Raw genomic sequence first — 15,202 nt, 5'->3', positions numbered from 1 at the left:
AAGCTCTGCAGATCCATTAAACATAACTAGTTAAAATAATTTAACAATACAATAACTTAAATATATACTTAAAATATTATAAAAAAATCTCTAATATTATTACAGGTCTTTAATGGTGTATCTATGAAAGTTTTCAAGAAAAAAGGGGAACTCACCAAGTTTCAGATTCTAGCGGAGATTGCCAAAGGCCAGCCCCATCTGCGTCAGAAAGACATCGCTGATGAGCTGGGTATCACAGTTCAGGCAGTTTCTGAGAATTTAAAGACTCTGGTGGATGAAGGATGGGTTGAAACTGGCAGTGGCCAGGCACGTTACAAAATCACGAAACGTGGGATTGAAAAAGTGAAAACTGGAGCTAATGACCTCCGTAAATATGCGGATCAGGTCTTAGATATCATGAACACCTATAAATCAGTGTGGCCTGCCATTGCCCGGGAAGATCTCAATGAAGGAGAAGCCGTATGGCTTAAAATGGAAGAAGGAACATTATATGCAGGTAAGGAAAAGACTCCCGCCCATGCTGAAGTACTTCACCATGCCCGGAAGGGTGAAGATGTGGCCCTGGTGAGTTTAGGGGGGACAATTGAACTTGAACCCGGATTTGTAGTTATCATTAAACTGCCCACCATTAACCAGGGAGGCACCCGTGCCTGTGAACTTGACCATGTCCAGGAAATTCTAAAGAAATATGAGGATCGTTTCCAGCGGGTGGGTGTCATGGGAACAGTATCCCGTTCCATGGTGGATAAACTGGGAATCAAACCTGATTTTGAATTTGCCACCCCCCAATCAGCAGTTGCAGCTGCCAATCGAGGTTTGAATGTACTGATATTTGCAGTGGGTAAGATGACCCGCACTTTAAGCAACAGAATGGATGAAGAAGGGATCACCTACATCATTGAAGATGTTCTGGCTTAAATCCGAGATAAAGATTTTTAAATCTAATCCAAAATTAAGATATTCTGACCTGATCCAATATTAAAGAGGTCGAATAAACCCATGAAAAAATGAACTAAAAATTAGAACTTAATTAAGTTTAAAGAATTCTACAACCACTGTGGTCGATCCTGGCCACCATTACATCCTCCACATTGGAATCAGGTGTAGTTGAAATAGCAAAGGCTGTTTTTCCAAGCATGGCCATGGAAGCGCCCATGGTCTCATCCTTCATCACATCCACGATTTCCATGATCTCAGGGTCAATGAGACCTGTTTTCTGGGAAAACTCCAGGGATAAGTCCATGAAATTGGTGATCTGAGGGTTGAGTAGTAATTTTTTAAGCATTTCCCGGGCTACACTGTTTACTTTAAGAGTCATATCTGGATCAGTGAGGATAGACGCTGTTTCAATGGTTCCTAACGTTTTTGATATTACAAAAAGACCCCCATACTCCTTTTCAGCATATTCATGACCATTAAGAAGTTTATCTGCATCCCCATATCCTGGAGCACCAGGTTCTAGTCTAACTGGGAATCCTCCAACTACTGACCCCATCACATCCCCCATGCCTGTTTTCAGTTCAACTTCTGCATTGTGAGCAACCGCTGCAGCCCGGTTAAATGTTAAGGGTAGTTTAAGTAGTTTTGAAACCCCGATAGACGTGCCCAGGGCAAAACCAGCAGAAGCACCGAACCCTGCCTCCACTGGCACGTTAATCTCGTGTTGAATGGTTATTTTAATCTCATCCCATTTTATTTTGGGAAATTGTTTTTTCAGCAAATTCAGTGTTTTATAGGTTACTGAGTCTTCCAGATGGTATTTTTGATCATGGTTCTTTCCATTGGTTTTAGTAATGATCTCGCCATTTCCTTCACATACATCAACTTGGGTTAGGACTCCCTGGTCCAGAACCACTCCAGCCCCCCTAGATCCTCTGATTAGGGGATTGGAATGGTTAATTACCTCAAAAAACCCGGTTATATGGGAGGGGGCGAAAACTAATGATTGCAATTTATCACCACATTTATTATATCCTCTGATAAATAAATAATAAGGGTAAGCTAAAGCCATTACAAGTTAATCAACCAAGATTCATTGAAAACAGGGATATCCCCAGTATTAACATCCCCCATAAAGACAGTTATAAGTGAATTTCTAAATAAAGGATGTTAATAAAGAGTATCAAATAATATTAAGGAATAAAAGACCAGTAACAGTCAAATACTAAATTTACAGGTTTATAAAATATGGAGAACCACGTTATGGGAAAACGAATAGACTTACACACCCACAGCATATTCAGTGATGGTGAACTCCTACCATCAGAAATTGCACGTCGAGCATGCGTTTTAGGTCATCAAGCAGTGGCGATAACCGACCATGTGGATGCAACTAACTTGGACTGTGTGGGCCGTGTGATTAACGCCGTTTTAGACATTAGGGATAACTGGGACATTGAGATAGTTCCTGGAGCCGAGATAACCCATGCTCCAGCCGAAATAATTCCCAAACTAGCCAAAAAGGCCAGGGAATTGGGGGCTGAGATCATTGTGGTGCATGGTGAAACACTGGTGGAACCAGTGATTGAGGGAACCAACTGGAGTGCGGTTAACTGCCTTGATGTGGATGTCTTAGCACACCCGGGACTTATAACCCATGAAGAAGCACAAATAGCTAAAGAAAATGATATAGCCCTGGAAATAAGTGCCAGGAGAGGCCATAGTCTGGGTAATGGACATGTGGTGCAGGTTGCCCAGGAAGTAGGTGCCCATCTGGTGGTGGACACTGACACCCATGCACCCGGAGATCTTATAAGCTATGAAATGGCCGAAAAGATAGCACTAGGAGCAGGTTTACCTGGCAAGGATCTTAAAAAAGTTTTAAGGGATAATCCGGTTAGTATACTCCAGAAAAAGGGAATATTATAGATATACAAAATTCAAAATGACCTTGGATTGGGAGGTTTAAACCTTCCAAATACCTACCTATTTTTATATACCTACCTATTTTTTTATTTAATGAGAATTTTTAGCCACATAACTCATAATACCCCATATTCTACTATAAGGTCTTCTCCCAGATTATAACTCTTTTTGAACTTTAAACGGAAAGCATCTTTCATATAATCCACACCGTCCCCCTCTACCAGTGTTTTGGCCTGATTTCCCCCGGCAATCATAGGCGCTATACACACCCTTACTTCACTTACCAGCCCTGCTTTGAGCATGGAATAATTCAGGGTGGAACCTCCCTCCAGCATTAATGTTTTGATCCCTTTATCCCCCAGTTGATTCATCAAACAACCCAAATCAACTTGTGTATCTCCACAAGTTATCACCTCGGCTTTGCCATCCTCTTCAAGGACCTTTACTCTAAGCAACGGTGCTTCTTTGGAAACAGCAATAATGGTAGGAGCGTCATGGCTTAGGATCCGGTATTCAGGAGGCGTGCGTGCTTTACTATCCACCACCACCCTCACAGGATTGTCTTCTGGTTTTGATGGGATTTTATGTATTGTGAGCCGAGGATCGTCCTCCAGTACAGTGTTTATCCCCACCATTATCGCGTCCATCTCCTTGCGAATCCTGTGAACCCTTAAAAGATCTTCTGGACCCGAAATCTCAGAACTACCAGTTTTGGTGGCTATCTTTCCATCAAGGGTCATGGCTGCATTTAAAATCACTTTAGGTTTTATGATGAACCCTCCCAAGTTTATATATTCTGAAATACAAGAAAATATTCATTTTGAGGACTTACTGGTTTCCTCCACCCAATATGTAGGATACGTCCTGGAAAATCTGTTGTATCTGCTGTATAATGGAATTGATTGTGTTTACAATATCCTGTATGGGATCCAGTGTTTTTTGTACTTCCTGTGCAGTATCATTGGTAGCTTTACTTGCGTTGTGAAGTGCCTCATCGGCATTGTTTTTCATATCACTCAAGCCTGACTCTTCTGCAGCTATAACTGGCTGTAACATCATAAAAACTGCCAGTGATATTAAAATCCCCATAAATAACTTTTTCACAGTAACCACCACCTAATTCGTATTTATTCCTATCTCAGAATATTATATAATAATAGATTATATGGGAGATTAGATATTAAATGTATACCTAAACTACCTTAGAAAGAGGTTATCCTAGAAAATGGATACTTTAAAAAATAAAATACATCCTAATGTCATGGAAATAGAAATTACTAAAGGTAAGTGTTATAATGAGCGACGATAGATACCAAATAGGCATGGAAAATTTGAAAAAAATGAATCCAGATTCTTACAGGGACCTTGAAAAACTATTAAATAGTATAGCCCCTGATATGGCCCGTTATATCGCTGAATTCCCCTACGGAGATATTTATTCCCGGCCAGGTTTGGATCTTAAGACCCGGGAACTGGTAACTGTTGCCTCGGTCACCACCATGGGATGTGCCCAGGCACAGCTTAAAAGCCATATTCACGGTGCTTTAAATGTGGGTTGCACTCCACGTGAGATAATTGAAGTTATTATCCAAATGGCCGTTTATGCAGGTTTCCCAATCTCAATTAATGGCCTAATCGCAGCTAAAGAGGTTTTTGAGGAAAGAAATGAAGAATTCGAAAAATAATATCCTATTTTTTTTACCTCTTATTAATTAAGTTCTTCTGAAAATAGTTTTCTGAGAAAATATTTTACTTGGAATATATTCACTCCGAAATATGCTTATCTGGAATATAAATTTACTAAATTTTACTTGAATGTTTTGGTATACACTAATGAATATGTTCATAAAAAAAATATGGGGTTTTTAATGTTAAATATGGAAGATTTTCCGTGCATTTAATTCAGTTACACTGGATACTTCTTCTTTTGAAATTGATTTAACTTCCGCAATGGTCTTCACTGTTTCCTCCACATATGCCGGTTCATTTCTCTGACCTTTGAATGGGGAAAGGTAAGGGCTGTCTGTCTCTGTTAAGAGCTGGGATAATGGTAGTTCACGAGCCAGTTGCTGGTGGTGTTCGGAAAAGCATACAATGGTGGAGAGGGAGATGTAATATCCTTCCTCAATTATTTCCCGGGCAGTCTCCAGACCTCCACCGTAACAATGGAAAATTATTTGAGGGATGGAAGGATGTTTTTTAACCATTTCCAAAGCTTTTTCCTCTGCATCCCTGGCATGTATCACCAGTGGCATCTGGTAATCGGTTGTCATTCCCAGGAAAGTTTCAAAAAGTTCAATCTGCTTATTTTTTTCAGTTTCACTATCCAAACCATTGAAATCCAGACCAGTTTCACCCAGGGCAACTGCCACATCAATATGGGATTCAATCTCTGATAAAGCCTGTTTTATAACTGCTTCATCTGATTTGTATGCATTTGAAGGATGAAATCCCAGGGTGGGATAGACAAAATTTTTATATTCTTCGGCCAGTTTGAGTGTCCGCCGGTTACCTCCCAATGTGGCACCAGAATTTACTAGGGCTGTGAGTTTCTCCTGCGCACGTTCCATTACTTCTTGCCGGTTTTTATTGTAGACTTTAAAGTCAACATGACAGTGGCTGTCAATCATCTGATCACCTAAGCTTATAGTAAATCCAAAAATTGTAAAAAAATGAATATTTAATCAAAGTTACTGCGTTAGATAGAATTAAGCTGAATCATAGTCAATCCCTGCTTAACACGTTAAATAATCATAGGCCAACTTAAGGAGCATCTACCTAAACTCCAAACCGCCTTTCTCTCTGTTGATAGGAACGTAAAGCCCTTAAAAAGTCAACTTTCCTTAGTTGTGGCCATAAACTATCGCAGAAGTAGAGTTCTGAGTAGGATGATTGCCATAACAGGAACCCGCTGAGCCGCTCCTCCCCACTGGTTCTGATGATCAAATTGGGATCCTCCAGACCAGCGGTGTAGAGGTTTTCGTTCACCAGTTCCTCATTAATGTCATCAGTGGTTATTTTCCCTTCCTGAACTTCGTTAGCTATCTTTTTTATGGCATCAACAATCTCCATACGCCCATCATATCCAATAGCGATGTTTACTAACCTTTTGTTATAGTTGGCAGTTGATTTTTCGGCTATGCGGATGGCTTCCCTCACATCTTCAGGTAATAGTTCCAGTTTACCCACGGCCTTTACTCTGACCTCGTTGTTGTGTATTTTTTTGTTACGAGCTATTCCCTCAAAGTTTTCCTTGAATAGTCGCATCAAGCCATCTACTTCCTCCGGTGGTCTGTTGAAGTTTTCTGTGGAGAAGGCATAGGCAGTTACAATTTCAATACCCAAATCTACACACCAGTCCAGAACTCTTTCTAAGGTGCTAATCCCTTTTTTATGACCTTCAACAGCACCAAGGTTCCCTTGCATCTTGGAAAAACGTCGATTTCCATCCATAATGATAGCTACGTGTTTTGGCATGAGTTCCGGTCGGAGGTTACGGGAGATGTACCATTCATACAGCCTGTAAAGTGGTGTTAATGCTGACATTTTAGATTCCTTTATTCTTTATCTTGATTTATTTTATTATATCCGATTTAATAATTAGATGATATTGATATTTGAGATTTATCTTAAGTAACGAACCTGACTCACTGTATTATCAAACTCACTGTATTATCATAAATAAGTAGGATACCCTATATTCCAAAACAGAGTTTGAATTCGTGAGTATTTGATCTATTATGAATTATAGATTTTCTATTTGATTACTTTGCCTATCATTATAATTATCTTGTTTTAACCAGTTTTTCCGCCAGTTTAAGAGCTCGCAGGTAACCTTCTTCACTCTGGGATCGGGAAGTGTCAATGAATATATCATTAATACCCAGGGCCACAGCCCCATGGCTTTCAAGAGAACCCAGGAAAACAAGACTGCGAAAAATCAGATTTCCAGTGATACCATCCGGTGCCAGTATTAGATTAGCCCCATCAGCAATGGCATCTTCTATCAATATAAAGTAATGTTTAACCGTATATTTATCCCTTGTGATCCGGGTTAACTCTTCCCCTTCCCGGATTGAAGTATCAATTTTGACGCTTCGACCCTTGTCCTGAGGTCTTCCCCCGGATAAAATTCCTATTTTAGGAGTTAAACCCAACTGTTCAAGGAATTGTGCACCGTACTCCACGATTTCCCTTTTCTGTTGAATTTTATCGCCTTCATCAATCCCCACTGGAGCCAGGAGAAATTGGTGACCATTGTATTCCAGTAATGATGCCCGGTAGACCTCATATCTTTCCCGGAACTTTGCCATTAAATGGGATGCGCTGAGTGACCCTCGCACTGCTGCATCGACTTTCCCGGTTAATAAAAGGTCCAATAGTTCCTCTTCTGATTCAGTCAAAATTACCTTGAAATCAACCTTATTGGCTGCCTTTATTATGGCCTGATTTTCACCCACACCTGCTGCGATTTTCATTGTTAATATTCTTCATTTAAACATATTTAAAATGTAAATACATAAAGCTGAAAAAGAAGTTTCCAGTTTTCATTTATTAATTTCCATAGATTAATGGAATTTTTTAGGACCTGCTAAAATGATTTAACAAATAATATAAATAATAAAAATATAGCTATAATCTAAGAAAATTGTCTACAAATGGTAACATCCAGATTGTAAGAAAGATGAGCCCAATATGAATGATTAACAGCGTAGGATAGTAGTGGATACTGATAATTTAGCTTTAGATAGAATTTTTTTAAATTTACACATTCTTTGATCTGATAAAAAAAGTGAAGGTGCTTTAATGGTTTTAGACCGTGAAGAAAACCGTGACTCCATTCAATTATCAAATAAATCTGCAGGATACCTGGTTTGCTCAGGATGTAATGGATTTTATGAATTACAGGAAGATGAAACCCCAGAAGATTTTGATAAATGTGAATGTGGAAGCCCTTTAGTTTACTATAAAACAAAAGAAGAATTGGAAAACAGGTTAAAAAGTAGTTATAATAATAATTTAGAAGTAATTGATTCCAATGAATCCCCTGTTGAAGAATCTCTTGAAAAAACCCCTGCAGAAAAACCAATCCCAGAAGAAACCATAAAAAAACCCCCTGCAGAAAAACCAATCCTTGAAAAAACTCTTATAAAAACGTCTGCTAAAGAATCATCACTTGAAAAATTACTTGCTAGAGAGTCTGCTTTTGAAGAAAAGATTTCTAATAATAAAGAGATTTCTAATAATAAAAATTCAGAGAAGGTTAAAAAGGTAAAAAAACCCCGTAATATAGAAACTGCACCTAATTCTGATAAAAAAGCAAATTATTATAATAAATCGGCAGTATCTGCTAAGAAATCTGCAGTAAATCGTCTTTCTGCCCAAACAACTGTTTCTGATGATGTTTTAACCCGCCGAAGGCAGGAAGGGAAGGATTTATGGGGCAATTTAGATGATCTAAATTCTAAAAATAATCACCAACCACAACAAGCCAGTGATGATCATAATATTGATATAGACCGTTTGATGGTAATGGTGGACCATAAAAGAACTTTCAAAGAGAAAGAAAAAAGATTTACCTCAAAATCTGACCAGGGCAAACCCCCCATCATGATTATTGTTGTGGTGATAGTTTTAATTGTAGTAGTTTTAGCCTTGACTATGGTATTAAGGGTATTTTAACTGATCCCAGATTTTATAGAGAAATTTAGAAATAATTTAAAGATAATTTAGCAAGATTATGAATAGTTAGTGAGAGTAAGAAATTTGGTAAAGATCTATTTTTAAATTTGAAATCTATTTTAAAATAAAAAGAATGGGAAAAATAGTGATTTATCCAAAATCATGAGAATTTAAGACTTTTTAAAAGCGATCTTTAACTTTTTAAAGTGTTTTAATTCCCTTTTCCATTGCTTCTAATGTTTTCTGAATGTCCTCTGACGAATGGGCTTGGGACAGGAAACAGCACTCAAACTGGGAAGGTGGAATGAAAACTCCACTTCCAAGTAAAGTCTGGAAATAGGAGTTGAATTTTTCTGTGTCCGCTGATTTTGCCTGGGAATAATCCCAAACTTCATTGTCAGTGAAGTATATTTGGAACATGGAGGATAAACCAGCCACCGGATAGTTTAGGGAAGCATCTTCCAGTATGTTCTCTAGGCCTCTGCGCATTTCCAGCCCCTTAACGTTCATTGCCTGGTAAAAATCTTTATCAAGATGTTTCATGGTTTCAAGGCCGGCTGTGATTGAAATAGGATTTCCATTGAATGTTCCAGCCTGGTAAACATCCCCTGCAGGAGCTATGCGTTCCATGAATTCTCTTTTACCGGCTAAAGCACCTATTGGGAATCCTCCCCCTAGTATTTTTCCAAAGGTTACCAGGTCCGGAGTGACACCGAAATATTCCTGAGCTCCACCTTCAGCTATTCTAAAACCAGTTATAACCTCGTCAAATATGAGTATAATATTATTTTCAGCTGTTATTTTCCTTAAAAATTCCAGGAACCCTTTTTTAGGAGGTATGCAACCCACGTTCCCCATAACTGGTTCCAGGATGATGGCAGCCAGTTCCTCTTTTTCCTTTCCCACCAGACTGGTGATGGCTTCTTCATCATTGAATGGTACCAGTAACGTGTTTTTGGTGGTTTCTTCTGGAACCCCAGGGGAATCAGGTAATCCAAAGGCACCTGAACCTGATTTTACCAGGACATAGTCATGTGCACCGTGGTAGGCTCCTTCAAACTTCACGATCTTACTTTTACCAGTGACTGCCCGGGCCAGACGGATGGCACTCATGGTGGCTTCGGTGCCGGAGTTTACAAATCGAACCATCTCTGCACAGGGCACTCTTCTTACCACTTCCTTGGCCAGTTTTATCTCGTTCTCGGTGGGCACACCGTAGGCAGTACCCATTGATAGTTGTTTGGAAACTGCTTCCATCACCGGAGGATAGGCGTGACCCAGTACCAGTGGCCCGTAGGCTAGGCAGTAATCTAGGTAACTATTTCCATCCACATCGAATAATCGGGGGCCTTCTCCCTTGATGGCAAAGAATGGGTATGGTTTTATGGCCCTTACTGGGCTGTCAACCCCTCCGGGAAGATAATTTTTAGCTTCTTTAAACAGGTCTTCAGATTTCATCAACATACTCTCCTATTATCATTAATATCCCGTCATTTATCATTATATTACCAATTTAATCTTAAAAATCATTGATTCATAATATGATTTATTTGGCATGTCATTGGTTCTTTGAAATATTGATCAGTGAATTTATTGCAGCTACTGCCACAGGAGTTCCTCCTTTAGGGCCCTGTGTAACCAGGTGGGGGATGGATGTTCCCTCCAATGCTTTTTTGGATTCTGCAGCGCCCACAAATCCCACCGGAACACCTATAACTGCAGATACATTCATTGATCCTGTTTCAACCATTTTCATGACTTTCCACAGTGCAGTAGGGGCGTTTCCAATAACCACTACTCCATCAAAACCTTCACTAGCTGCTACTTCTATGGCTGCTGCAGCCCTGGTTACTTCCGTGTTTCCCGCCAGTTCAATGGTTTTTTCGTGATTTATGTAGCATTTAACATCCCCAGTATATCTGTTGATACCTGCTTTCACCATGCTAATATCGGTCAAGATGTCTTTCCCCTGGGAAACTGCTTCCAGACCCCTCAACACAAAATCATTACTCATGCAAGTTATATCTGCATACTCCGGGTCGGCGGTGGAGTGCACTATCCTTTCCACGATAGATTTCTCCTCGGCTGTCAGATCCTTGGTTTTTTCATCAATGAGAGACCGAACAATCTCCCTACTTCTAGCAGCAATATCATAACCTTGTTTTGTAGATGCGCCCATGAACGTTGGTTTCATATTACCTTTCCGTACCATTTTTTAGACTTATTCCTTATATTTTTGATTTTTTTAATCAAAACAAATTTAATAAAAACTTATCGTTTTCATATGTTGATCTCATACAATTTTTTGAACTTATTCATTATATTAATATCATTACTAGTTTATAGTAAAGAGGTAATCTGAAAAACCTACTTTGATTTGATTTTTTCGTACCATTTTTCTACCTATCCCTACATTTTTTTCTTTTTAGTACGACAGTAATTCAAAAAGAACATCGATTTCATATTATCTTTCCATTCCTTAATAAGAAAACTCCATTATTTGACTTTAAAAGTGGTCATCCAAAAAGTTTATGATTGTAGTATTAGCTCTGTGTGGAAACACCAATATTAAAAAAAGCATAAATAATGAATTTTCAAGATGCATTTCATCAGTATCAATGATTTTTGATTTTGTAACTAAATCATCCCATTTTTGAGGACTTTTTGGTAATTCGTCATGAAATTTCCCATCACGGGTGCGCCAACTAAAAATATCTTCTTTATTATCAAAATCAAATGTTTCCATTCGTATATGGGATATTTCACGCCATTTTTTCGTTAATAAATCTTTTTTGTCCCGTCTAGTTAACATCAAGATTAGAGATTCTAATATAAAAGAACTGCCATTAAAATCTTTAAAATCAATTTTTAGAAGATGAGAGTTGTGTAATATTTCATCCATTATTTGTTCTGTTCTCCCGGGCCTTATTCTTCTTACTCTCATGATTTCAGGATAAATTTCTTTAAATTCTTTGGACGAATCTATTGCTAATATGTCTGATATAATATATTCATACCTTTTCAGATCGAAGTCCAGCCTTAAAAGACCTTCAAGAACCTTTTTAACATCACAATAAGGATCTGGAAGTCCAAATTGTTTTCTTGGTTGATTCCTTTCAATTAAAATATTAAATATTTCTTCCAGCAAAGAAATAGCTATATCTCTTTCTCCTTCTCTTTCTAAATACTTAATTATACTAAATACATAAGGAAATGCGGATTCTCCCCAAAAGTATAAATTATCCTTATTTTCTTTAATCAACTCTATCAAATCTTCATCCCGATGATAATCTTCATCTGAGCAGGATAAGAATATTTCAAGCACAGATAATGTTCCCAGTACCATTAAAGCTCTTGAATCGTACACAGTCCGTGTTTCTCCTGCTATACTACCTTCAAAGAATTTTTTCTTCATTAAGGTTTCATTTTTTAGTAAGATTAGATTCCTTTCAATTTCAGAAAGAATGAGATAAATAGATTCTTTCCATTTTTCACTTTTTATTTTGGATTTATAAGAGAAATTGAGTATTAAAGCACAGAGGCATGTCCAAGCTTCGAATATTGCAAAATAATTGTTTTTATTTTGAAATGGGTCTAATAAGTAACTGACAATTATAAGACTACTAGAAATTGCATTTATTCTATTAGATTCTCTAGTAAATTTCTTATTAAAAATAATTTTATTTAAAAATTCAATGATTTTTTCTTTTGGCAATAAATCAGAGCCATCACTAGTCAAAATATCAAGGAACAAGTAAAAGTCATCATATTCATCTGGAGTAAATTTCCCTTGGGCTTCTTTAAACATTTGAAGTAATTCATCTTTATCGATAATTTTTAATTTATTAAACCCACGATCGACCTTGCTTTTATTGTAACTTTTAATTTTTTCATTTGCAAAACTATCTACACTACCATTTATTACTAAGTACGTTTCATCTGGTCTTCTGGATTCGAAAGAAGGGTGTCTAATATCGAGTTCAATCAATTCGTCTATTTGGGACTTTATTTTTCTCCATTCTGTGGTGTTGATATTACCACTTTTTAATTGGAAAGCAATATAATTTCCATCGGAATCCTTAGCAACGATATCTTTACCATCTTCAAGAGGACCATGAGTATTTTTAACTAATTCATATTTATTCAGAATTAATTGGAAAAAAGGAGTCCTATAATTGGTTTCATTAGTATTAATCAACCAATTTTCTATTGCTTTCTCGATCATACCATTCTTTCCTCTTTTTTTCGATTATTTTATCAAGTTTTTCATTGAATTCATGTTCATGTTTGGGATTTTTGTACATATAGTCATCTAACCGTTTTTCTTGCCTTAAGACATCACTTGGATGCATAAGAAAGCTAGGTAAGTAGGGAGAACCTTGATCATCAAAATCAACTTGGATTTTTTCTACTGCATCCAAATAAGCATCAGTCAGCAATTTTCCTTCAGCATCTATGTTATTACCTGCTTTAGTCGCAGCTATTTCCATCTCTTCAAGAGCTCCATGAGTCATTTTTTCATTCAGTTCATCAGTTGCTTGTATAGATCTTTCAACCAACAAAAGGATTCCTTTTTCTAAAACTTCCTCATTTTCAACGGAAAATTTACTTTCAATTTTTTTATATTCTCGTTCGACATATTCTCCTGTTGAGTTAACAAATGAATGTTTTTTACCTTCCAAACGCAATTTTTTAGGCATTTGGGAAAGTAATGGACTATCATGAACTTTATTCGTAACAGTTGAAAAAATAGAATTTTCTAGCCTTTTTTTTGTAGAGGTAAAATCTGGAAGCAAGTTATCACCAAATTTTTTAATTTCGTAATTTACATATTTTTGAGATATTAATCAAGAGGATTCTTTTGGATTATCCTTTAACTCCATATTTGCTAATACTTTCTTAATTTATTACTGTGTCTATTTTGTTTTGCGCATTTATTGAAAAATGGGGATAGTTCCTCTCTAAAAAGCGACTCATAATCAATTTACTATTTCGGCTGGTGGATGTATCAGATAGTAATGTTTCGATCTGTTCAATTAATTTAATCTCAATTTCTTCTGTTTTAAATGACCATAAATCTTTAATAACCATTAATGTATTTTCTCGGCTTATATTACCATAATAAACATCTAACATTGGTATAAACTTCAGAATAAAAGATTCCATTGTTTCTTGTTTTAAGAATGAAACATCAATCCCCGTTGAGTTTACTATTGCACATAAAAAATAATAGAAGGGTCTTCGTTTGTTGTATCCTACCTCTGGGATTGGTGATAAGTATCTAGTAGCGTTTTCAAAAAATTCATTCAGATCAATAATTTCAAATAAATCTTCTTTGAATATCGTGAAAATTGATCGAAGGTATATTGTAGAATCTGCAACAAAACGGTCATTTTTTATATTTTCAAAGCAATAACTGGTAGAAATTTTTAATTTATCAATTTCTGAATCTAATAAAGTACAAATATTTTTAGTTTTACCAATAATTTCGGACATTAAATTGATTTGATCTGCATCTTCAGCATTTGAAGAGATAATTCTATCAAGTACGGTTGTTGATATGTTCATCTTTTTAATGTCGTTTAACTTTTGAAATAAAAAAATACCTTTTTCTACTCCACTTGTATCAAAAACATCTAAAACTCGTTTTTCACTTAAAAAAAGTTCTTCTAAATCTACACCTTCAATAAATTTAATTTCATTATCACATAATTCATTGATATCAATTTTCATCTGGTTTTTGAGGTGCTTACTGGAACTCACTACAGAAATGTTATCAAGGAAAGACGATATTTTTGGTAAATTTTGTAATTCACGTAAAGTTAAGTTTCCTTTAAGGTAATCTTTACATTCATAAACAGTTAAATCGTCATTTTCGGCTAAAAATACAACATCCAGTTCAGCTTGTCGTTCTAAACCGGATTTTTCATATTTAATTAACAGATTATGGTCGACATGGTCATATATAGATTGACAAATTTCATACACATACCATTCAAACCATCTCCCATCTCTAAACCTTAAATTCGTTCCAAAAAAATCATCTAAAAAAGAATATTGAAATTTTAATTCTCTAGTTGAGCCACATTCACATTCAATTTCTAAACCATCATCACTAAATTCTTCTTCGTGTTTACAACTTGGACAAACATATTTAAGATTTTTATCAATTATTCCAATTTTATGTAGCCTTTCCAAAAACTTAGTCAAATCATTGCGGTTAATATCAAAATCGTCCTCTAAATCATGATAGTTAAATTTATAAATTTTATCGCATATGGGGCACGTAAATTCATAGTCGTAATTATATTTTATCTCTGGAAGATGTCTTCTGAAAAGTAAATGATCACAAGTATTACAACTAAATTTTTTTATAAAACTTTCTTTGACTATCTGTTTTATTTGGTTAGGATTAAATAATTCTTCTTGAAATGCAATGTTGTCTATATCAAGATTCCCAATCCTCAATAAAACTCCAAATAAGTATCTGTTTAAATTATTTTCAATTAAAAAAGAGAATAATTTTCTATTGCTAGCTGGATTTGTCTTAAACCCATTCATAGATGTACCTATAGCAGAATAGCCAATCACATTTAAATTTTGTTCAGTTAGTTTTCTAACAATCCTTCTATCTGGAACATTAGCTCGTAACATA

15 protein-coding genes are annotated in these 15,202 nt (G+C 36.3%); 4 read left to right on the top strand and 11 right to left on the bottom strand.

Features of this window, described 5'->3' with window-relative positions; genetic code table 11:
• Positions 1–123 precede the first annotated feature (123 nt).
• Entirely contained in the window at positions 124–918 is a 795-nt protein-coding gene (locus BK009_RS01175; RefSeq protein WP_100908811.1) for a DUF7839 domain-containing protein, read from the top strand.
• Positions 919–1,036: 118 nt separating this feature from the next.
• Here the strand turns inward: BK009_RS01175 and BK009_RS01170 are convergent, their stop codons facing one another.
• Positions 1,037–1,951 carry a pantoate kinase gene (locus BK009_RS01170; protein WP_100907585.1) on the bottom strand — a complete coding sequence of 305 codons (915 nt, stop codon included), beginning with the start codon at positions 1,949–1,951 and terminating at the stop codon, positions 1,037–1,039.
• A 251-nt stretch (positions 1,952–2,202) separates the two neighbouring features.
• On the opposite strand from BK009_RS01170, the gene BK009_RS01165 reads away from it, so the two are divergent.
• Complete coding sequence (locus BK009_RS01165) at positions 2,203–2,868, top strand: histidinol phosphate phosphatase domain-containing protein (protein WP_100908810.1); 666 nt, start codon at positions 2,203–2,205, stop codon at positions 2,866–2,868.
• Positions 2,869–2,981: 113 nt separating this feature from the next.
• On the opposite strand, the gene BK009_RS01160 is transcribed toward BK009_RS01165, so the two are convergent.
• Positions 2,982–3,635 (bottom strand): 2,5-diamino-6-(ribosylamino)-4(3H)-pyrimidinone 5'-phosphate reductase, encoded by a 654-nt coding sequence (locus tag BK009_RS01160; protein ID WP_100907970.1) that lies wholly within the window; start codon positions 3,633–3,635, stop codon positions 2,982–2,984.
• Positions 3,636–3,693: 58 nt separating this feature from the next.
• A complete protein-coding gene (locus tag BK009_RS01155; protein ID WP_232727986.1) occupies positions 3,694–3,969 on the bottom strand; it encodes a hypothetical protein in 276 nt (91 codons plus the stop codon).
• 191 nt (positions 3,970–4,160) lie between these two features.
• On the opposite strand from BK009_RS01155, the gene BK009_RS01150 reads away from it, so the two are divergent.
• Positions 4,161–4,550, top strand: a complete 390-nt coding sequence (locus BK009_RS01150) for a carboxymuconolactone decarboxylase family protein (protein ID WP_100907583.1) — start codon at positions 4,161–4,163, stop codon at positions 4,548–4,550.
• Between the two features lie 186 nt (positions 4,551–4,736).
• On the opposite strand, the gene BK009_RS01145 is transcribed toward BK009_RS01150, so the two are convergent.
• The 3 genes from BK009_RS01145 to mtxX all read right to left on the bottom strand — a co-directional run bounded on the left by BK009_RS01145 (position 4,737) and on the right by mtxX (position 7,343).
• Positions 4,737–5,495 carry a TatD family hydrolase gene (locus BK009_RS01145; protein WP_100907582.1) on the bottom strand — a complete coding sequence of 253 codons (759 nt, stop codon included), beginning with the start codon at positions 5,493–5,495 and terminating at the stop codon, positions 4,737–4,739.
• A 148-nt stretch (positions 5,496–5,643) separates the two neighbouring features.
• The gene (gene uppS / locus BK009_RS01140) at positions 5,644–6,411 is read right to left on the bottom strand and encodes a polyprenyl diphosphate synthase (protein ID WP_100904588.1); all 768 of its coding nucleotides are present in this window, start codon (positions 6,409–6,411) and stop codon (positions 5,644–5,646) included.
• Positions 6,412–6,650: 239 nt separating this feature from the next.
• On the bottom strand, positions 6,651–7,343 hold the full coding sequence (gene mtxX, locus BK009_RS01135) for a methanogenesis marker protein Mmp4/MtxX (RefSeq protein ID WP_100907581.1): 693 nt from the start codon (positions 7,341–7,343) through the stop codon (positions 6,651–6,653).
• Positions 7,344–7,671: 328 nt separating this feature from the next.
• Here mtxX and BK009_RS01130 point away from each other — a divergent pair, with 328 nt between their 5' ends.
• Positions 7,672–8,547, top strand: coding sequence for a hypothetical protein (locus BK009_RS01130; RefSeq protein WP_100907580.1), 876 nt, complete (start codon positions 7,672–7,674; stop codon positions 8,545–8,547).
• Between the two features lie 201 nt (positions 8,548–8,748).
• Here the strand turns inward: BK009_RS01130 and hemL are convergent, their stop codons facing one another.
• From hemL to BK009_RS01105, 5 genes are all read right to left on the bottom strand, one after another.
• Positions 8,749–10,005 (bottom strand): glutamate-1-semialdehyde 2,1-aminomutase, encoded by a 1,257-nt coding sequence (gene hemL, locus BK009_RS01125; protein ID WP_100907579.1) that lies wholly within the window; start codon positions 10,003–10,005, stop codon positions 8,749–8,751.
• A 100-nt stretch (positions 10,006–10,105) separates the two neighbouring features.
• On the bottom strand, positions 10,106–10,741 hold the full coding sequence (locus tag BK009_RS01120) for a cobalt-precorrin-8 methylmutase (protein ID WP_100904591.1): 636 nt from the start codon (positions 10,739–10,741) through the stop codon (positions 10,106–10,108).
• A 312-nt stretch (positions 10,742–11,053) separates the two neighbouring features.
• Positions 11,054–12,772: a hypothetical protein gene (locus BK009_RS01115; protein WP_100908809.1), complete on the bottom strand. Its 1,719-nt coding sequence runs from the start codon at positions 12,770–12,772 to the stop codon at positions 11,054–11,056.
• Positions 12,738–13,343: a hypothetical protein gene (locus BK009_RS01110; protein ID WP_100908808.1), complete on the bottom strand. Its 606-nt coding sequence runs from the start codon at positions 13,341–13,343 to the stop codon at positions 12,738–12,740. The genes BK009_RS01115 and BK009_RS01110 overlap by 35 nt, the downstream gene beginning before the upstream one ends.
• Before the next feature lie 103 nt (positions 13,344–13,446).
• Positions 13,447–15,201, bottom strand: coding sequence for a Card1-like endonuclease domain-containing protein (locus BK009_RS01105; RefSeq protein WP_100908807.1), 1,755 nt, complete (start codon positions 15,199–15,201; stop codon positions 13,447–13,449).
• Position 15,202: the final 1 nt, after the last annotated feature.

This window comes from Methanobacterium subterraneum, from assembly GCF_002813695.1.
GTDB lineage: Archaea > Methanobacteriota > Methanobacteria > Methanobacteriales > Methanobacteriaceae > Methanobacterium > Methanobacterium subterraneum.
The sequence above is the reverse complement of the archived record's forward strand: the minus strand, read 5'-3'. Positions and strand labels throughout refer to the sequence as shown.

Bases quoted from the DNA above. Each gene is read 5' to 3' on its own strand.
- BK009_RS01175 (WP_100908811.1), top strand. From the start codon at position 124: ATGAAAGTTTTCAAGAAAAAAGGGGAACTCACCAAGTTTCAGATTCTA.
- BK009_RS01165 (WP_100908810.1), top strand. From the start codon at position 2,203: ATGGGAAAACGAATAGACTTACACACCCACAGCATATTCAGTGATGGT.
- BK009_RS01150 (WP_100907583.1), top strand. From the start codon at position 4,161: ATGAGCGACGATAGATACCAAATAGGCATGGAAAATTTGAAAAAAATG.
- BK009_RS01145 (WP_100907582.1), bottom strand. From the start codon at position 5,495: ATGATTGACAGCCACTGTCATGTTGACTTTAAAGTCTACAATAAAAAC.
- uppS (WP_100904588.1), bottom strand. From the start codon at position 6,411: ATGTCAGCATTAACACCACTTTACAGGCTGTATGAATGGTACATCTCC.
- mtxX (WP_100907581.1), bottom strand. From the start codon at position 7,343: ATGAAAATCGCAGCAGGTGTGGGTGAAAATCAGGCCATAATAAAGGCA.
- BK009_RS01130 (WP_100907580.1), top strand. From the start codon at position 7,672: ATGGTTTTAGACCGTGAAGAAAACCGTGACTCCATTCAATTATCAAAT.
- hemL (WP_100907579.1), bottom strand. From the start codon at position 10,005: ATGAAATCTGAAGACCTGTTTAAAGAAGCTAAAAATTATCTTCCCGGA.
- BK009_RS01120 (WP_100904591.1), bottom strand. From the start codon at position 10,741: ATGAAACCAACGTTCATGGGCGCATCTACAAAACAAGGTTATGATATT.
- BK009_RS01115 (WP_100908809.1), bottom strand. From the start codon at position 12,772: ATGATCGAGAAAGCAATAGAAAATTGGTTGATTAATACTAATGAAACC.
- BK009_RS01105 (WP_100908807.1), bottom strand. From the start codon at position 15,201: ATGTTACGAGCTAATGTTCCAGATAGAAGGATTGTTAGAAAACTAACT.